General features: G+C 42.6%; 24 protein-coding genes and 1 pseudogene. 4 read left to right on the forward strand and 21 right to left on the reverse strand.

The features are described 5' to 3' along the window. Positions 1-10 precede the first annotated feature (10 nt). The 21 genes and pseudogenes from LC20001_RS09870 to LC20001_RS09965 form a co-directional block, all read right to left on the reverse strand. Entirely contained in the window at positions 11-1468 is a 1458-nt protein-coding gene (locus tag LC20001_RS09870; RefSeq protein WP_010010688.1) for a LysM peptidoglycan-binding domain-containing protein, read from the reverse strand. Further along, positions 1455-1973: a holin gene (locus LC20001_RS09875; protein WP_225358947.1), complete on the reverse strand. Its 519-nt coding sequence runs from the start codon at positions 1971-1973 to the stop codon at positions 1455-1457. Before LC20001_RS09875 ends, LC20001_RS09870 begins: the two co-directional genes overlap by 14 nt. A 4-nt stretch (positions 1974-1977) precedes the next feature. Continuing rightward, complete coding sequence (locus tag LC20001_RS09880) at positions 1978-2340, reverse strand: hypothetical protein (RefSeq protein WP_010010691.1); 363 nt, start codon at positions 2338-2340, stop codon at positions 1978-1980. Further along, complete coding sequence (locus LC20001_RS09885) at positions 2333-2752, reverse strand: hypothetical protein (protein WP_010010692.1); 420 nt, start codon at positions 2750-2752, stop codon at positions 2333-2335. The genes LC20001_RS09880 and LC20001_RS09885 overlap by 8 nt, the downstream gene beginning before the upstream one ends. Before the next feature lie 53 nt (positions 2753-2805). Further along, positions 2806-3429 (reverse strand): hypothetical protein, encoded by a 624-nt coding sequence (locus tag LC20001_RS09890; RefSeq protein WP_010010693.1) that lies wholly within the window; start codon positions 3427-3429, stop codon positions 2806-2808. A gap of 33 nt (positions 3430-3462) precedes the next feature. Continuing rightward, positions 3463-3642 (reverse strand): hypothetical protein, encoded by a 180-nt coding sequence (locus tag LC20001_RS09895; protein WP_010010694.1) that lies wholly within the window; start codon positions 3640-3642, stop codon positions 3463-3465. Positions 3643-3644: 2 nt separating this feature from the next. After that, positions 3645-3875 (reverse strand): XkdX family protein, encoded by a 231-nt coding sequence (locus LC20001_RS09900; protein WP_010010696.1) that lies wholly within the window; start codon positions 3873-3875, stop codon positions 3645-3647. Next, positions 3875-4249: a hypothetical protein gene (locus tag LC20001_RS09905; RefSeq protein ID WP_010010698.1), complete on the reverse strand. Its 375-nt coding sequence runs from the start codon at positions 4247-4249 to the stop codon at positions 3875-3877. The genes LC20001_RS09900 and LC20001_RS09905 overlap by 1 nt, the downstream gene beginning before the upstream one ends. Before the next feature lie 12 nt (positions 4250-4261). Then, positions 4262-4693, reverse strand: a complete 432-nt coding sequence (locus LC20001_RS09910) for a hypothetical protein (RefSeq protein WP_029508008.1) — start codon at positions 4691-4693, stop codon at positions 4262-4264. A 43-nt stretch (positions 4694-4736) separates the two neighbouring features. After that, the gene (locus tag LC20001_RS09915; RefSeq protein ID WP_029508009.1) at positions 4737-5192 is read right to left on the reverse strand and encodes a hypothetical protein; all 456 of its coding nucleotides are present in this window, start codon (positions 5190-5192) and stop codon (positions 4737-4739) included. Between the two features lie 136 nt (positions 5193-5328). Then, positions 5329-5796, reverse strand: a complete 468-nt coding sequence (locus tag LC20001_RS09920; RefSeq protein WP_010010701.1) for a hypothetical protein — start codon at positions 5794-5796, stop codon at positions 5329-5331. A 120-nt stretch (positions 5797-5916) separates the two neighbouring features. Then, positions 5917-6942 carry a BppU family phage baseplate upper protein gene (locus LC20001_RS09925; RefSeq protein WP_003677555.1) on the reverse strand — a complete coding sequence of 342 codons (1026 nt, stop codon included), beginning with the start codon at positions 6940-6942 and terminating at the stop codon, positions 5917-5919. Next, positions 6943-7386 carry a hypothetical protein gene (locus LC20001_RS09930; protein WP_035456932.1) on the reverse strand — a complete coding sequence of 148 codons (444 nt, stop codon included), beginning with the start codon at positions 7384-7386 and terminating at the stop codon, positions 6943-6945. A gap of 329 nt (positions 7387-7715) precedes the next feature. After that, a pseudogene (locus LC20001_RS14820) lies at positions 7716-7979 on the reverse strand (LPXTG cell wall anchor domain-containing protein); the annotation flags it as partial. Between the two features lie 831 nt (positions 7980-8810). Continuing rightward, a complete protein-coding gene (locus tag LC20001_RS09940; RefSeq protein ID WP_010010705.1) occupies positions 8811-9161 on the reverse strand; it encodes a hypothetical protein in 351 nt (116 codons plus the stop codon). Then, on the reverse strand, positions 9112-10260 hold the full coding sequence (locus LC20001_RS09945; protein WP_010010706.1) for a phage tail protein: 1149 nt from the start codon (positions 10258-10260) through the stop codon (positions 9112-9114). Before LC20001_RS09945 ends, LC20001_RS09940 begins: the two co-directional genes overlap by 50 nt. 13 nt (positions 10261-10273) lie before the next feature. Further along, positions 10274-11098, reverse strand: coding sequence for a phage tail domain-containing protein (locus LC20001_RS09950; protein ID WP_010010708.1), 825 nt, complete (start codon positions 11096-11098; stop codon positions 10274-10276). Further along, a complete protein-coding gene (locus LC20001_RS09955; RefSeq protein ID WP_056943312.1) occupies positions 11098-12414 on the reverse strand; it encodes a lytic transglycosylase domain-containing protein in 1317 nt (438 codons plus the stop codon). Before LC20001_RS09955 ends, LC20001_RS09950 begins: the two co-directional genes overlap by 1 nt. Positions 12415-12519: 105 nt before the next feature. Further along, complete coding sequence (locus LC20001_RS09960; protein WP_145955953.1) at positions 12520-13893, reverse strand: IS701 family transposase; 1374 nt, start codon at positions 13891-13893, stop codon at positions 12520-12522. A gap of 272 nt (positions 13894-14165) precedes the next feature. Continuing rightward, positions 14166-14327 (reverse strand): hypothetical protein, encoded by a 162-nt coding sequence (locus tag LC20001_RS14420; protein WP_010010118.1) that lies wholly within the window; start codon positions 14325-14327, stop codon positions 14166-14168. Positions 14328-14383: 56 nt separating this feature from the next. Then, positions 14384-14650, reverse strand: a complete 267-nt coding sequence (locus tag LC20001_RS09965) for a helix-turn-helix domain-containing protein (protein ID WP_202813384.1) — start codon at positions 14648-14650, stop codon at positions 14384-14386. Positions 14651-14807: 157 nt separating this feature from the next. Between LC20001_RS09965 and LC20001_RS09970 the strand changes: the two genes are divergently transcribed. The 4 genes from LC20001_RS09970 to LC20001_RS09985 all read left to right on the forward strand — a co-directional run bounded on the left by LC20001_RS09970 (position 14808) and on the right by LC20001_RS09985 (position 17225). After that, positions 14808-15197 carry a helix-turn-helix domain-containing protein gene (locus LC20001_RS09970; RefSeq protein ID WP_010010122.1) on the forward strand — a complete coding sequence of 130 codons (390 nt, stop codon included), beginning with the start codon at positions 14808-14810 and terminating at the stop codon, positions 15195-15197. Between the two features lie 17 nt (positions 15198-15214). Then, complete coding sequence (locus tag LC20001_RS09975; protein ID WP_010010123.1) at positions 15215-15649, forward strand: ImmA/IrrE family metallo-endopeptidase; 435 nt, start codon at positions 15215-15217, stop codon at positions 15647-15649. Positions 15650-15665: 16 nt separating this feature from the next. Then, positions 15666-16589, forward strand: coding sequence for a DUF4352 domain-containing protein (locus tag LC20001_RS09980; RefSeq protein ID WP_010010124.1), 924 nt, complete (start codon positions 15666-15668; stop codon positions 16587-16589). A 72-nt stretch (positions 16590-16661) separates the two neighbouring features. Beyond that, the gene (locus LC20001_RS09985) at positions 16662-17225 is read left to right on the forward strand and encodes a hypothetical protein (RefSeq protein ID WP_010010125.1); all 564 of its coding nucleotides are present in this window, start codon (positions 16662-16664) and stop codon (positions 17223-17225) included. Positions 17226-17261: the final 36 nt, after the last annotated feature.

Genomic DNA, 17261 nt, shown 5'->3' on the forward strand with positions numbered 1-17261 from the left:
CAAACACCCCCTAGTAGGCCAGTGTCTGACCCGTATAGATCAAATTAGTGTTGCCAATGCCATTTTTAGCCGCTAACGATGCTACCGTGGTGCCTAGACTAGCGGCAACACCGCCTAAGGTGTCACCATATTTGACCGTATAACTCCGACTAGTAGCAGTCGCCCCGCCACTAAATTTAAGCTGCTGACCAGTATAGATCATGTTGTAATTCGTGATACCATTATAGGCTGCCAGAGTTGCTGTGGTTAGACCGTGAGCGGCGGCAATCGCTGATAAGGTATCGCCACTTTTAACTGTATAGTAACTAGTAACACTAGCTGCTGTAGCATTGCCTTTAACTGTCAGCTTTTGACCGATATAAATATAATCAGCGTTGCTGATACCATTTAGGCTAGCTAAGGCGGATACGCTAGTACCATACTTTGCCGCGATGCCACTGAGCGTGTCACCAGATTGCACAGTATAGGTTGAGCCACTGCTTGTAGCAATCGTACCAGTAACGGATAAGATTTCCGCGTTGCTGCGATCAAGCCAGCTATTAATGCCGGATAACAGTAACTTAGTGCCACTAACCTGAGCAACCGTATAGTTTTGCCCCTTTACCCAAGACGGGATACTTTCACCGGTCGCCCAGCGATTGGCACCAAAGTTGACCTTAACGGTGTTGCCGACCTTAATGGCTGACTTCTTGGTGTTATTAGCAGCTTGACCTGCGGCAATCGCTGGCGTAGTTGTAACCGGCTTGACCTTTTCACCGCCAGCCTTGCTAGTACCGGTGCCAGTATAACCAGCATCAGTAATCCCCGTTAAATCAATGTTATAATCCAAGCCACCAGGTAGGCCGGTCGAAGTAAACTGAAATACCCCAATATTGTTCCAACTTGGGAAAAAGTTATAATTTGGCTCCGTTCGGACAGAATAGTCAGGATATTCACCTAGCCACAGTTGGTAGGCGTTTGAGATAAATGTCAGATTAATATGTGACGTCAAGAATGCCTTGTAACCATAAAGCATAGGCGTATAGCCAGCCTGCTTAACGCGATTCAGCGCATACATAACCGAATCCGTATCAGGATAACCAGACTCCACATCAAGCGCGACAATCGATCCTTTAGGCGTTTGAATCCGTGGCAAATAATAATTAAGCATAGCATCGGCTTGAGCGCGACCGCTAAACTGAGCGTAAATATAGGTTTGTGCCCGCTTGCCCTCGGCAATCGCGTACTGTACTTGTGAATTATATGTTGCCTGGTCAACAAAGGAACCATTGTAATAACCGCCGATTTGCGCGAAGGCGAACTTATCATTACCGGAGACAAACCGTCCTTGATTTCCTTGATATTTTGACCAATCTGGACCTTTATCGCCAACTGCGGCCCGTGCTGCTGGTTTACTTAAGATTACTGGCGACACTAAAAGAGCCGCCGCTAATGCGACAGCTCCAAATTTAACTTTATTTTGTGACACTTGAATCACTCCCTACTGCTGGGATATCAATAGCAATTGTTCCAGCTGAATTGACCGCGCTGCCAGTACTCACGGGTGCTGGTGCCGCACTAGTTGCAGAAGCCGCTTGACTAGCTGCAGTGTTAGAACCACCTTGCAGAATGCCGACTAAGGTCTTAAGCCCATCAACCTCTTTTTTTAATGCTGCATTTTCATCCACTACGGTCCGTTTTGCGGTACTAGTGGCTTGCACGGCCGAAGCCGCTCCACTAACTCCGTCAAACAGACCACTAGTCGCACCACCAGTTAACGCGCCAGCTAAGGCAGCACTAGCATAATTACTGTCGTGAGTAACAAGCACTGCAACTAAACCGCCTAGCACACCAATGATAATACTAGCCCATGGTAGCACCCAGCTAGGCAGCTTGGTCATTTTCTTTAACGCTTGTGTGGCCAGCCCTGAAACAGCGGCGATTACCGCTAACTCGGCAGCCGTTGCTAAATTCAAATTAGTAATAGTATCCATTACTTTAACCTCCAATTAATCCATGCGCCTTCAACTTCTTATTTTCAGCGCCTAATCTAGCATTTTCAGCCTTATAAAACTCATTGCTCTTTTTGAGATGATTGTTTTCTTTTGTCAATAAGGCTAATTGCTGATTCAGTTCAAGTTCCATCTGGTCTTTTTGCCGTTGCAATTTATTAAAAGATCCCTGTAAATCCTCATATTGTTCGCGTACTGTCCTAATAACGAATTGCTGCATCTCGTCCTGTTCACGTTTGGCGTCAGAATGGTCTTGTCGGTGAGCATGTGCGATTGCACCAATGGCGCTTAATAATCCAGCGGCGGCACCTAACAACACTATAAAATTCTTCGCAATCCATTCAGTCATGTCGCCGATCACCTCGCATTGCCGTACCAATAAGCAAGACAAATGCTAGGCCCATTGACACCCATGTTAAATTAAACCGTTGATCTAATAATCCTCGCCAAGCAAAGGCAAATGCCATTGCTCCGTAAAGTGGTGCCGCTAGAACAACACCAATATCTCGCCACTTTCTGAGACCTAGAAAAACGCCCAATAGGAGAAAGAAACCTGCTAAAACCAATAAGCTTGCAAACCACCAATCGTCTACAAAATCAGCACCTAAATGCTCAAAACGTGGTAGTGGCGGCGGTGGTGTGATCTGCGGTTCATCCAAGTAATTAAGGTGCAAGAAAACGTAAATACCACCAATTAATGTAAATACACCGTAGGCAAAGTGAAAATACTCTTTACTGAGTCGCTGCTTAAATAGTTGCATTCACCCACCTTCTTTCTGTTTTACACAAAATAAAAACGCCTAAGCTGTAGGCGTCATTCTAGTTTTGTTATTCTATTCTTGGTAATTTGATATATTTGTGGAAGTCCACCAACCCCAGCTATAGGTTCAATATACTGATTTGCCTTGACTGTTGTTTCAATCTGAAATTTGACAATCTCGGTCGCTTTTTTTAATGAGCAATTTTCTTGAATAACACTCTCAGCATCCGGTCTATCATAATTAAATAGTCGCAGAATCGAATCCGACTGTCCCCAGAAGAAATTGCTACCAAACGCGGTATTAATTTTAAAATCCTGTCCAGTAACTGAAACAATACACGGATGACCATTCAAAAATTTCACGATTGCAAATTCGTTGTTCGCTATATTTGTTTGCGCGATTGATGAAATCAGCTCAACCGCAATTTCATCTGGTGCAATATCATCCATTCTTGCATCCAAGTTAGCAAAGAATTTATTAATTTGGCTCTTAGAATCAAGTGGATTCACCAAAAAATTACCGGTTGTAGCAATAACTGCTTTAGCATGTTTAAGCAAAAAAACCTTTTGTGCTGTGTCGCTTACGATTATTCTTTGACCATAGTCATCATTAACTAGCCGAGAATCAGAGCCAATAATAACACCATCGTGAACAATTGCCGATGCAATAATTGTCATTAATATCACCTCGGCTAAATTATCCCACAAATATCATTTATTACCATATGCCAAAATATGAGTAACCTCATTTTTACCAGGCTCAATTCCTTGCATGCCAACAGATTGTAGTCCATTGTCATTCTTAAAATCATCAACTAAGTTAGTTATCTGCTTCGCCTGGTCCGCAGTTAGGTTAGTAAACGAAATTTCATAATTAATTTGTTTACTCATAATCAGCCTTCCGTCGGCGTTACGTTGGCCGTGCCACTAGTTGCTGCAGTCGAATCGGGCGCCGCGCTTGTTGTGTCAGTGGGTGTCTTATAAGCAACTGACGTCTGATATTCCTCACCAACAATTGTCTTATATTGGTCGGCCGTAATAGCTGATTTAACAACCTGTGCCGCGACGTCTTCTTTTGTCATTGTGTTCCATAATTGATACGCGAATTTAAATGTAATAAACATTATTCATTACCTCCTGTGGCTAATGCTGTCAGTGCCTGTTCAATTGATGTGATTTGTGTGGCCGTATTTGTATCATTGTCCGCAATTTGTTGGGCTAGTGCGGTCAACGCCTGTTGTTCAGCAGTCGGTTGTGGTGCTGCCTCGGGATGTTCCTTTAAATATTCCTGATAAGCTGCATCCTGTGCCGCTTGCCAAACTGCTTGATCAGTGCCGACCCATGCGGTAGCGTCATCATTCGGAAATGTGACTGGTTCATACAAGCCATCAGCCGGCTTAATTTCTGTTTCGCCAGCTGCTGCCACATAATCATCATCAACTAGCTTAGAACCTTGAAATTCACGGCTAGTTTTATCGTATAAATAAATTGCTTTCAAGTTTTATCCCTCCTATACGTCTGCGGTAAAAGCACCACGGATAATTGCTGCCTGTGTAGTAGTCCAAGCTTTCCGCGCGGTGACTGCGATAGCACCGTTAGAGATTGCCCAGCTAGCTAAGTTATCAGTCCCAGCAACAGTTAAACCAGATAACGTGACCGAGTTATTACTAATGCCTGTAGGCAATTGGATTACATTTGTTGTTGATCCAAAGTTCTTTGCCGGCATGTTAACAGAAAAACAAACAAAAACGAGCTTGACCGTACTAAATGTTAAAGAACGATAAGCTTGTTTGTCACCAGAAACCGTTGTACATCCGTTAAGCAAAGTAAATCCAGTAGTGATCCAGCCGCTATCCGTTACTTTACCATCTAAATACTTATCATTACCTAAAATACTTGCTAGCCAGCCTTTTTGACCAGCATAAATTGTTGCTAAACTCATATAAAAGCTCCTCTCAGGCATCCTGATTGGAGCAAATAATCAATTACCATTCAAAAGTCGCGTTAACTTGGAAATCTGTTCCGGCCGCTAAATTTTTCGTTAACCCCCAAAGATTGATTGTTAACGAAAAATCGGTCGTATCTAAGCCAACTACCGCATATTGACCGGTTCCGACAAGCAAAACTGTACTTAAATTTTTGGTAAATGCAGTCTTCATTATGCCGCTTGGAAGCTTACAAATCGCAATTACACCTTGACTACTGGTCAAAGCAGGCGCCTTAACATAGCCTGCAAACTCCGTTGCAATTAATACGCCACCAAAAGTGATGGTGCGATATTTAAGCGTGTTAGGCATGTCGCTGGTGTTGCCCGTATATCCATTAATAAAACTAATACCAGCATCAGTCCATGCACTAATTTCTAGCGTTTGATCTTTGACAAATTGATTATATTGCTGCCACCAGTTACTGCCTTTTGTCATTGTGTAATCAGTCATCATTCAGCACCACCTTTCAGTAGTGCTAGAAACCCGTTAGCAGAAGGGGTTTCTACCCCCCCCACGATTTTCAGGGGTAGTAGATTGGATTAGATCTTTGAACATAAAAAGCGCTCCTTTCGGGACGCCTGAGTCAGAGTTAATTTAAAATTGGAAAGATATGCGCGCAGTCTATCCACATCTTGGTAGATGAACTAGCCGAATTAGCCCAGTCTAGTGTTGATCCGCTCATTGTTGCGATCGAAACCTGATTGGTTGAAAATGCTAGACTGAGTCGCACCTGACCACCAGTGCTTGGTGCAACCCATGGCTGACTAGTCTCACCAAAATTAGGTAAATTCGTCGGAATATTAAATAACTTAGTTTCGTAGCCTGTTTTACTTAAACTACTAACTGGTACCGACACACTGCCGAAAATAGCAAATGCAATGCCGGATTTGTTGGAAAACAGTCTATATTTAATCCCGTCACTAGACGTCACGCCATTTAAAAAAGTGATGCCTGAACTACTTGCTGTAACATCGTTCCCAAAATATTCATTCATAAAATCATTTAATTGTTTACTCCAACCAGACGCTCCATTTGAAATGTTAAATTTATTAGCCATTAGAATTGCCCCCTTTTAATTAAGGTAAAGGGAGCCAAACCCTTGTCACTAGAAGGGTTCGCTACCCCCCCCCCAGCAATTTTTGTTTGTTCTTGATCATAAAATTACCTCCATGAATTTTTACCATGTCGTTACTAATTCCCAAGCACTCCACACTGTGTCTGCGGTGCCTTTGCGCATTAACACGACTGGCCTTGACGATTGCGTAAACTTGGCAGTCTGTGTCGGCCAACCCAAAGTGTTATCTGTCCACGGCACATCAGTATCAACGATAACGGCACCAAGCGATACACCAGACGGTAGCATATCTGCTGTGATTCCGATATCTGCCGCATTGTTAACTTCACGCGCAAAACCAGCTGGATATGATTTGATATAATCAATCGGATTACTATTTGTCTTACGTTTATCAAGCGCTTTAAGCGAATTCTGAAGATTGGTAACAGTCCCACTCAAAGTGTTAAAAGCTGTTGTGTCAACATAATCATTTGCATCAGCTTGCATTTTGATTGCACTTAATGTTTTTTTAAGTGCTGCAATACCAGTGTTGAGCGTTGATGTTGGATCAATAACATCATTAAGTGCGGTATTGTATTTTGTTTGAGATGCTGTAATATCAGCTTGTTGCGCTTCAATAAAATCAGTAACTTGTTTTGTTGCCTTATCTAATTCAGCTTGCAGTTTAGTTGTCGCGTCAGTTTTGATTTTTTCTAAGTCGGTATAAAACGGCTTTGAATTAATTCCCATGTCGACCTTATTCGCCAACGCACGAATTCCAATATTGACCGTTGAAATCACTGTGCCATCGGTATCAGCAACTCCAAAATATGTGCTCTCGGAATCCCAGTCACCTTGCACACTAAATGTGCCACTTGGAAAATAAAATGTGATACGTCCGGTCTGCAAATTGTCACCAGGCTGATCCGCTTGGGCTGTGCCATAAATTTTCTTGGCATTACCATCTGGATCGATACCAGCAAAATAGACTGTCATACCAGTCAAATCTTTTGGCATACCATTGCTTGTTATCCAAAGTTTAAGATAACTTTGAGCATCAGCAACACGACCATTAAAATTACCGCTTAGATCAATTGCAGTTGGTGTTGGTTTAACTAAATCTAATTGGACATAAGTGTTTACTGCCAACTAGCTCACTCCTTTCTGATACGGTGCGATATATAAATAGCAGCCGTTGAGTTTGTCCTCGATCGACTGCCAGTTGTTGTTTATATTTATTTTGTAATCGGCAAAGCCAAGTGTTTGTGGCCGCCACAAGTTAATCTGCGGTGTATCGGTGTAATTAGGTGCACCAACTAGGCCGTAGCCGTTAAATCGGCTAATTAAGCCATTCAACGTATCCTGTAGCTGATTAAACAATTGATTAAGCCAAAAATAAGCCGATCGGTTGAGATACTTGCTTGGACACTGCGTAATGGCCGGTAGCGTCGGTGCACCAAAATAAAAAAGACCATCAAGGTCTCGATAAAGCTCGTTGATCGACTTAAAAATAGTGACGCCATTTTGATAGGCATTACTCAACAAAACTGGTTCAACATCTGGCAGCCGTGCCAGTGTGATCACATCACTCATTTTACAGCCTCCTACCATGTTGTCGTCAATTCCCACGCACTCCATGACGTGTCTGATATGCCAACACGGATAAGCACTACGGGGCGTGTTTGATTTACTAATTTAGCTGTTTGAAATACCGAGCCGCCACTAGCATCGTTATACGGTGTTTCTGTGGTTAGACTGCAATAATTTCCAAGCGTTTGACCAGATGGCATTAGCGCCTGTGTAATCCCGATAGCATCAGTACTTTTAAACTCAGTTACAACTTTTTTAGGATTATTGGTGTGGTACCAGCCAGGTGTCTGATTTGTGCTGCGAGTATCAAGTATTTGACTAACTGCATCCTTACCGGCCGGACCCTGCGGACCAGTGGCTCCGGTTGGTCCTTGACTACCGGTGTCCCCTTTAGGGCCCTGCGGACCCGTAGCACCCGTTGCACCTTTAGCCCCAGCTGGACCAACTGGACCTTGGGGACCAATAGCACCTGTAGAACCGGTAGAACCGGTATCACCTTTATCGCCTTTAGGACCTTGGGGACCAGTTGGCCCAGTGTCACCTTTTGGACCCTGAGCACCTGTGTCGCCTTTATCACCCTTAGGACCTTGTGCACCCATCTGTTGCCAAGCACCCCAATTGGTGTCTGAGGTTGCAACGCGATATGCAAAGCAACCAGCATTGGCGTTGTTAGTTGCGATTTGAACTGGTAGGCCACCAGAGTAATCTTTCCATGACACAATTGTTGTCAGGTTGCAGAAAGTCCCACCTAAGATTGCACCGGCCTTAATGGTCGAGATACTCTTAAACTCAGTCACAATGGACTGCGCATAGTTGCTTTGATACCAGCTTGGTATAGAATTATCATTACGAGTATCCAACTCGGCCAGTTTAATGTTAGCTGGACCAGTATCGCCTTTATCGCCTTTAGGACCCTGAGAACCTGTGTCGCCTTTTGGTCCTTTGATGCTAGTTAGCAAACTGCCGAAGTCAAACGTACCACCGCCACCATAATTAGCACTAGACACTACATTGGTAATCTGATAAACGTTGCCTATTATGTCAACAATCGTATCACCAACTTTAGGTGGATTAGTAGTCGTAGGCGTTGGTTTCAAATCTGACCACCAACGTCCACTTGCATTAGATCCTATGCTATACGGGAAATACCAAACCGACTGTCCAGCTACGCCTGTGTCGCCTTTGTCGCCCTTATCACCCTTTGGTCCTTGAGGACCGGTAGCGCCAGTATTGCCGACCGCACCAGGCATGGCTAAAGACTGCCAGCAAGTCATGTCAGTAGGTGCTTTGCCAGTGTTGGCTGTTAAACAGATATACGATCCACCATTATAACTCACGATATCCAGCGGCACATAAGCCTTGGTCGCACTGTACGCACCCTGTGCCACCGGCATTACGCGGCCTAAATCTTTTGTTGTACTTGCCATTTAATCACTTCCTTCTATGGTTAAATCACCATTGATAACGCTAATTTTAATCGACGCGATCACCTTGGCTGCAATCTGACTGACAATATCCTGCTCGGTGACGTCCGTGGCGTTAAGCTGCAAGTGACCTGTTTTGACGTCAAGTGATACAGATAAATGCTGCTTAACTACTGTCAATATTGCGTCCATTGTGATACTTAAAAATGTGTCACTGCTGCTGCCAGATGCGGTAATCAACTGACTAATACGTGTGTCTAGTCCAATAACGGCATCCCAAGCAGTGATTGGCCAATAGACTGTTTTAGTCTTGTCCTGTAGGTAACGTTTCTGCGTAATCGGCGTATCTGACAACTGACTCACCCCCATCTAGCGTTGACACGTTATTGTTGATGATCGTTGACTGCTCGTTTTTAATGTCCGTAATCTGTTGTGCTGCTTGTTGACGGGCTAATTGTAAATCGGCGGTAATCCGATCAAACGTTTTAATCTGATTGCCTAGCGTTATTTGCGTAGCAGTATGACCAGTTAAATCACGTGTAATCTCAGTAATACGAGTATTAACATCAACTCCGTTACGAGCACGTAAATAGCCGTGGTCACCAACTGCTACTGCATCTTTATTTAATTTAAAGGGGCTTTTAGTATTATCATTATTCAACGTAATTGTCCGTTGAATTAACGGATAATCTTGTAACTTCGTTTTAAGATATGCTAATAGTGCATCATTATTAGTAAAGCGTTCATCACTGACAAAATCGGCATCAATAACGCCATAATCCTTGACATGTGGACTACTGTATTCAGCAGTCGCTAGTGGTTTGCTGTTATCATCCATCTTGCCAGTTCCCTTAATATGCGTAGCGATTGCCGTATAGTCTGATTGTTCGTTGAGTGTGTTAAAGCTAAGGGTGTCCAACCAAACAAACGCATCTTGTTGCCCGATGGTTTTATAAATATCAATATGCTGGTTATCAATGCTAAACTCAAAGCCAAAATCACTGACAAGTGTATTTAAGAAAAGATCATAAGCCTTGCCTTTGCCGAACTCAGTTGAGAATTCAAAGTTTGGAAAGCTGTCATGAATCGTATAGGTAACACTGGTCCCATTAGTTAGTAATTGCATGCAAGCGTCCAGCGACTGTGTGTCTTTAATCGTCCCATCAACGTAGTGATCGTTCCAATCATGCAATATTCCCAGAAAAACTGCTTGTATACTGTAATCTCCGCCAGATGGTGTTGCGCTGACTGATTGAAGGCGATACTGCTGTTGCGTGTCTTCATTAATTAACAGTGTCCTAGGCTGCATCATGTTGGCTACATTAGGATTAAGGCTGCGTAAAAATGTAACTGTGATTTGTGAGACCTGTCCAAACGTGTCAACTAGTGAGGCAGTAGTCGGATTATTAATCGGCGCTATATTGCCTTGAAAATCTTTTACTGTTAGCACCATTTACACCACCTCCTTAATAGTAGAATCTTGTTGAAAAAGTTACATCAAAATTGGTAGCGCCGGAAATAACAATATCGTTGAAACCCAACTGGAAGTCTAAATAAGCATGATTTGAGCTGCCATAGACTTGTGTGCCATCTATAGCCGGAACATTACCCCAAATTAAAAGCTCTTGATTTTTATTCAAGGGCTTCGTCAACGAAAACGTCTGGTTTGTTGTCACATTCTTGATGGACAACGCGTTAGCCACATCACCATGAAATTTAATCAACATTGGATGTTCGTCCGCATTAATCGGCACTACACCAGCAATATAAACCTTGGCGGTAGTCTGGTTTTTAAAAGTATAATCAAGCTCATTATTAGTGGGCAGAGCCATACCGAATGCTGCCATCTGATTAAGGTTATCACTGGTGGTCACCGTCTCTCCATAGCCCTCACTTACGATTAGATTTACAGTCACATCATCTGATATGACATTGGATCCCTGATAAGGGCTCACGGAAAAGCCGCCATCAACGTGTACTGGCCATCGAATAAATGGCACCCGCATGTCGATCACATAAAAGTCTTCTGATCCGCCTAATAATCTAAATACTTCCAGGCGTTGTAGGCTCTGGTCATACTTATCGTTACTATTAATATCAAACACCCATGGTATTGTCCGCTGCTGCAGTTGAGCAGTTGACGCAGTAACACGATGTGATGAAATTGATGTATAGGTGTGGCTGTAATTAGGTGACGGCGGCGAGAAGCTTTCGGTGTGAATGCCAATCGAACTTGCAAGTATCTGTTCACCGGTAGGCGTGACAATCATAATGTCATCATCCTTAGCCATTAATGAATTCCCCCTAACCGATTAATTGTCGCTAATTGATCACGTCCTAATAACTGTTTAACTAGCGGATAAACTATTTGTTCCACATAACCGTCTAAATGAATTTCAATTTTTCCTTGTGCCTTTTGTAGACCATCGACTAGCGCATGAGTAGTGGCTGTTAAATCATTTGAGCTGCCATTATTAGTAGTCCCTGATTGTGAGAACATTTGTGCTGATGGTTGATAACCGGAAATAGCTTCTGCGCTGGCAAACATCGTTTTCGGTAGTTTAACTTGTTGTAATGCTGCTGGATTAACCTGAGCCATTTGGGTTAACAGTTCACTGGTCAAGGTACCGGCATTACCGGCATAACCATTGATGACAAACTCGTCATGCTGCGGATTATCGCCAATCAACGCCGGCGTTTCTTTAGTAATATGTTGTCCCAAGGCCAATCGGCGACCACCGGTTGGACCCCAGCCACCAGTCTTAACATCAGACCGCCAATTAGTATCGTTGAACATAGCATAAATCTGATCTTCGCCTGATAAAATGTTTGTGTGCCCTGGTACCATGTAAGACGCAAAGGTGCTAGGCACAAATTGTAGCAATCCTCTAGCCGGTGTACCGTTAGCCATGTTAATGTCCCAAATGCCTTGGGTAATGCTGGGATTACCGCTAGATTCGTGATCAATAACATTAATAATGCGGCTAATTTCACCAGCAGTAGGATTTTGTCCCATTGCATCGCCGACCTTTTTTACAATACTAGCCCAGCGCTGCGCACCAGCACCAGCAGGGCCAGAAACGGCTTCAGCATCGACTTTCTTTTTAAGCACGTTCAACCAATTAGTCTGCTTCTTTTCAAATTCTTTCCCAGAAGAACCAATGGTACTAGTATCGGCACCAAACGGCGTCATGTCATAGGTGTTATCAACTAACTTCTTCCAATTGTCGATTGGGTGCTCAATGAACTTCATTGCGTCACCAAACAGCTTCTTGATCCAATCAATAATGCTGCCACCAGACCCATTGGCAAACATAGGTACCCCTAATGACTGCATGATTGGCCGAACTTTGTCGGTGTCGTCACCACTAAATACTTGTGCGCCGGCTGGTAACATGGTAAACGTTGGAATACTAGGCGACAAGCCAATTTGACCATTACCATAGTCGATCAGTTCTTCTTTACCACCATCACCAACAACAGCCGGCTGATCAGTTGCAAGCTTGCCATTAGTACCGTTTGCGTGGAAATATCCACTAGGTAAAGTTCTCGTAACGTTTGCTGATTGATGACTACCTGTTTTTTTACCGCCTAGGCTGGTTGACAAATTATTTGCACTGTCAATACCCTTGTTGAAATTATCATTAACGCCAGTTGTAATATCAGCGGCAACTCCAATTGGAATATTTCCAAGAGTGTATAAACCAGCACTTTACAGCTTTTCACTGACCCCCGACCAACAAGAAGCCAACCACTGAATCACCACTTTGGCCGGTGTTGTTTTTAACCGCCTTTGCACTTGCCGCGCTAAACTAGCCAAAAACAGCGCCGCTTGAATTTGCCGACTTAACCAGAGTTTGCGTTCACGCAAACTTTTGGTTACCAAAAAAGCTAAACTAGGTTGGGTCAATGGCAATACGATCATCAAGGTATACGCCGTATTCAATAAATGATGATCGGCTTCAATCTTGGCTACTGAACGCACGGCGTAATCACCGAAGTGCCAGAATGTTTTCATTTCATAAAAATAGGTCTCGATCGCCCAACGTTTTTGATAGTAGGCCAACGCTCGTAGCGCTGGCGCAGGGGCGCTGGTCTCCGGCGTCCGATAGGTGAGCTGGGTCGGATCAACGGCTAGGGTTTCGGTTGTGATCGCCGCTAATTCTTCGGGCGCGCTCGTCGCCATGAACAGACGACAAGTCGTCTTGCGTTGTACGCGGATCATGTAAACTGGCTGGGGCATCAAGCGTGTCAGACACCGCACTATACCGATCTGATCTCCGGCCGAACAAAGATTTAATGCAATATTTCCCAAATGGATCTGGTCACCATATTTCCGCGGCCGACCGCGCTTACCGGTGCGTTTGGGTAAGCCAAACATGGCGGTATCTTTACGCACATTGGCGATCATAGCTAGATTAGGTTGCGTCATGACCAGTTGGTTGATCTCAGCTTTGGGATACCAACTGTCACACAGTAGGAACACTTGTTGGTCGCTGGCGATCGATTTCAAAGTCGTCTTGATCATTTGCGCCGCTTGCTGGTATTTGGTCGCCTGTTCCGCCTGATAAAGGTGCGTGGCTAACGGCAAGAACGTATAAACTGGCTGGTCATCTTGGTCCCGCTGTGTTGGGATCATCAGACCTAAAGTAACGAAATCATGGGCATTGACGAGCCGCTTACCCGTATGTGCGGCGTGATCGAATAGATATTTGACGCCGGTAAATTTGTGGCCGAACTTGGGTTGGACCGTGTCATCCAGAACCAATAATAAGGGCAAGTCCTGACAAGTAGTGGGAATCAAGGTCAGTAAATACGTCAAGTTGCGCACTTCTAACTGTGGCAAGTGGTTACCGATCACTGCCAAAGCCCGATAAAACGTGTTCAAAGAATGCTTCGTCACCCGGCCCAGAAATTGTTCAAATAAGTGGCGGATCGAGTGGCGGTCACCGATCACTAACAACGCTAGACACAACCAAAAATAGTTAAGGCCCATTGGCTTAGACAAGCCAGCCGCTTTTAAATCAGAAAAATAGGCGTGGAGGGTGGTTAAAAGTGATGATTTTTGATAAAATGAGTTCAACACGAATCCTTCTTTCTAAATGGTTTTTTGTCGAACTCATTTTAGCAAAGAATAGGCATTCGTGCCTTTTTATATCCAAATTTTTTTAAAAAGCTGTAAAGTGCTGTCATATGAGCGCCGTAAGCCATTTCTTTTTGAGATAAGCCTGTATTGTGCTGTGCCTTTCTCCATATCCTTGTTAAATCCACTAACTTCACCTTCCAATCGTTAAATAATTCGGGAAATATCAATTCCCGATTCAGGCATACATCTCTTAAAATAAGAGATATAGAACCTTAGAAATTCTCAACGAGCTCTTCACTAATTTCATGTTCAACTCGATGCTGTTCAATTTCGACTAAACCAGCTAATGCTCGATCACTCATATTTTTTAGTACTACCAACGCAACATCTGGCCGAGCGGCTTGTGCGTATTTAATCATTGATTCGCGTGACATATGATCACCGCCTTTCATAGGATTGAATTAAGCTGATCCTGAGTGAGTTCCATTAATCAGCCCACCTCCTGTTTCGATTTTTTGATACGTTTCGTATCTAATAAAGGTAAAAAAATATCTGGAAAAAGATAAGAAGCATCTTTATTAAAAAAATCAACATATTTTTTTGTCATTGTCATACCTGGATTACGATCACCAGATTCAATTTTTCTGACTGTTATCTCCGCAATGTTCAGTTTTAGCGCTAATTCAGATTGTGTTAGATCTAGTTTTTTACGTTCATTGCGCAATGCTGCTCTTGTTTGTATTTTCGTTTTAATCACCTCCAATTACAGATACAAATCGTATCAACAGTTATTATAATAAACGATACTAAACGTATCGTCAATAGCTAAATTGATATTTTTTGTATCTTTTCGATTTTTAGATACAAAATGTATCTATACAGTGATACAATTCATTACGAAAGGCGGTGTTTTTATGCTGGGTGAACGGCTAAAAGAACTTCGAAAAAATAAGGCACAAACCCAAGAACAAGTTGCAAAGTATCTTGGTATTTCCCGTGCCGCCTACTCTCATTTTGAGAACAATAGAAATGAACCCGACTATAGCACCTTAGATAAATTAGCTAACTACTACGGGGTTACGACCGATTATTTATTAGAGAGGAATAATACACCTCAATGGGCCGATAAACGTGATACAACGGATCTAAAAAAATTTCTAGATGATGATTCGGGTATGACTTACGATGGTGATAACTTAACCGAAGAAGAAAATGAACAACTGCGTGTTGCTCTTACACAAATATTTTGGAAACGTCGCCGAGCTGAACGCAAGATTTCACGCGACACTGAAGAAAATCTATAAGTGATGTGATTGGGTTTATGAAAGAAGATTTAGAGACGGTTATCGGGTATATGGGTCACCGTTATAAAACATTTGATCCGTTTGTTATTGCGGAAAAATTAAATGTTCAAGTGGAATGGCAAAATTTCGGAGAACGACCTATCGGTGAAACAAAGTATTATCCTACTATGAATGGTAATAAAGCACCTATCATTCTACTAAATGAAAAAGTACGTGATAGACCTGAGCGATATTTTGCAATGGCCCATGAATTGGGTCATGTGATTGAGCATGAAGGATTAGAAAGCTACTATGAATTCAATCGTCGTAATCGTAGCAAAGTTGAAGTTGAAGCGGATACCTTTGCAGCGCATCTACTCACTAACCTATTTGTTGAAGAACATGATCGAGCTGCAAACAATTATCAAGAACTCGTTTGGACATATGGCTTTCCTAAAATGAGTTCATACTAAATTTGGAGGAATTAAAATGAAAAAACTGTTGGGTTTATTAAGCGTGGGGATTATTTCTTTGGGATTAGCTGGATGCGGTCAACAAAATAAGACGAAAAACAAACAGGAAAAGGCACTCACTGTATCCGTAGATAAACGTACTTACGATGTACGTACTTCTGGTAATGATGATATTTATGATACGGCTTTGGTTACAGGAAAGACAACTCCTGGTGCAAAAGTTTACGTTAATGATTCGGGAAAAGAAAAAGCAGAGAATTGGCATGGTGAAGATACGGCGGATAGCAACGGGCTTTTTAAAATTAAAGTCTACAACGGCTCAGAAAAAGTTTTTCATTATGTAGTTTATTCAAAATTAAAAGGGAAGATTTCAAAAGAAGTTCCAATTAGTATTAAAGACCATGAATCTTCAATTGACGACCAAAGAGCCTCTACGTACGTCTCAGATGATTCAAGCTCTAAAGACTCTTCGACTGCTTCAACTGGTAACGATACTTACAGTAGTGTTAAAAACTATAACGTTAACTGGTCAGATAACAGTTGGGCAGGATTAAATATTTCTATTGATAAAGTTGATGTAGGAGCATTGAAGTCACCTGAAGAAACAACTGACAACGCTGAAGCAAATGGTATTATTCGTGTTCATTTTACCATTAACAATACCCAACGCGACCTGTCCACCTACCCTAACCAGGCTACACTGCAAACAAGCGATGGTCAGCAAATTGATGCTGACTTATCAGACAGTGATGATATTGGTGGTGATTTTATGCAAGGTACCCAAAAAGACGGATATGTATATTTTCTTGTGCCTACATTAGACAACGCCTCAGATATTACAAATATTCGCTTAAAGTTTGATGGCGATTATGATACTGATAACTATGAGGACGATAATTCAATGCATAGCTTCGATACAGGAATAATTAATTTAAATTGATGTAATTGATTATGCTATTCAGCACTTGAACGACTAAATAAAGTAATTTGTAATAAAAATGGAGGCATAGAAATGAAAAAATTAGTCAGTTTAGGCATGATCACACTGGCTACCCTATCGTTGGCAGCGTGTGGGAATAATAGTTCAGCAAATAAAGATAGCTCATCGTCAAAGGCTCGCTCTGAAAGCATCGCTAAAGCTAATAAGGCTAAAAAAGAATCATGGGCGAAAAAAGTCTCTTTAGCTAAGGCTAAATCAGAGTCAAAAGCTAAAGCTACTAGTGAATCACAAGCTAAGGCAGCATCTGAAAGTAGCGCTAAGGCGGCTAGTGAAGCTGCAGCAAGTTCTAGTGTCGCCGCAGAATCTGAATCTGCAGCAGCTGCCTCATCTCAGGCCGCTGCAAGCTCGTCACAAGCAGCTGCGCAATCTAGTCAGCAAAATACTAGTCAAGCTGCAAATGGGCAGTCTATTTCAACAGATGAAAATACGCTAACTGGTTTCGTAAATAAATACGGCATGTCACCGGCTGCTTATAAAATGGTACATGATGGCATGACACCACAGCAAGCCTTAGCTGCCACACCAGATAATATGGAGACGTCAGGGGAAATTCAAACTGAACACTCACCACAGTAATTTAAATTCTAAACCCGTCGATTTCGACTGGTTTAA

It is taken from the genome of Loigolactobacillus coryniformis subsp. coryniformis KCTC 3167 = DSM 20001 (genome assembly GCF_002706425.1).
GTDB classification, from domain to species: domain Bacteria; phylum Bacillota; class Bacilli; order Lactobacillales; family Lactobacillaceae; genus Loigolactobacillus; species Loigolactobacillus coryniformis.

What these genes read in the sequence shown, in the direction of transcription:
- LC20001_RS09875 (WP_225358947.1), bottom strand. Translation starts at nt 1,973, where the DNA reads ATGGATACTATTACTAATTTGAATTTAGCAACGGCTGCCGAGTTAGCG.
- LC20001_RS09880 (WP_010010691.1), bottom strand. Translation starts at nt 2,340, where the DNA reads ATGACTGAATGGATTGCGAAGAATTTTATAGTGTTGTTAGGTGCCGCC.
- LC20001_RS09885 (WP_010010692.1), bottom strand. Translation starts at nt 2,752, where the DNA reads ATGCAACTATTTAAGCAGCGACTCAGTAAAGAGTATTTTCACTTTGCC.
- LC20001_RS09890 (WP_010010693.1), bottom strand. Translation starts at nt 3,429, where the DNA reads ATGACAATTATTGCATCGGCAATTGTTCACGATGGTGTTATTATTGGC.
- LC20001_RS09895 (WP_010010694.1), bottom strand. Translation starts at nt 3,642, where the DNA reads ATGAGTAAACAAATTAATTATGAAATTTCGTTTACTAACCTAACTGCG.
- LC20001_RS09900 (WP_010010696.1), bottom strand. Translation starts at nt 3,875, where the DNA reads ATGTTTATTACATTTAAATTCGCGTATCAATTATGGAACACAATGACA.
- LC20001_RS09910 (WP_029508008.1), bottom strand. Translation starts at nt 4,693, where the DNA reads ATGAGTTTAGCAACAATTTATGCTGGTCAAAAAGGCTGGCTAGCAAGT.
- LC20001_RS09915 (WP_029508009.1), bottom strand. Translation starts at nt 5,192, where the DNA reads ATGATGACTGATTACACAATGACAAAAGGCAGTAACTGGTGGCAGCAA.
- LC20001_RS09920 (WP_010010701.1), bottom strand. Translation starts at nt 5,796, where the DNA reads ATGGCTAATAAATTTAACATTTCAAATGGAGCGTCTGGTTGGAGTAAA.
- LC20001_RS09930 (WP_035456932.1), bottom strand. Translation starts at nt 7,386, where the DNA reads ATGAGTGATGTGATCACACTGGCACGGCTGCCAGATGTTGAACCAGTT.
- LC20001_RS09945 (WP_010010706.1), bottom strand. Translation starts at nt 10,260, where the DNA reads ATGGTGCTAACAGTAAAAGATTTTCAAGGCAATATAGCGCCGATTAAT.
- LC20001_RS09950 (WP_010010708.1), bottom strand. Translation starts at nt 11,098, where the DNA reads ATGGCTAAGGATGATGACATTATGATTGTCACGCCTACCGGTGAACAG.
- LC20001_RS14420 (WP_010010118.1), bottom strand. Translation starts at nt 14,327, where the DNA reads ATGTCACGCGAATCAATGATTAAATACGCACAAGCCGCTCGGCCAGAT.
- LC20001_RS09970 (WP_010010122.1), top strand. Translation starts at nt 14,808, where the DNA reads ATGCTGGGTGAACGGCTAAAAGAACTTCGAAAAAATAAGGCACAAACC.
- LC20001_RS09975 (WP_010010123.1), top strand. Translation starts at nt 15,215, where the DNA reads ATGAAAGAAGATTTAGAGACGGTTATCGGGTATATGGGTCACCGTTAT.
- LC20001_RS09980 (WP_010010124.1), top strand. Translation starts at nt 15,666, where the DNA reads ATGAAAAAACTGTTGGGTTTATTAAGCGTGGGGATTATTTCTTTGGGA.
- LC20001_RS09985 (WP_010010125.1), top strand. Translation starts at nt 16,662, where the DNA reads ATGAAAAAATTAGTCAGTTTAGGCATGATCACACTGGCTACCCTATCG.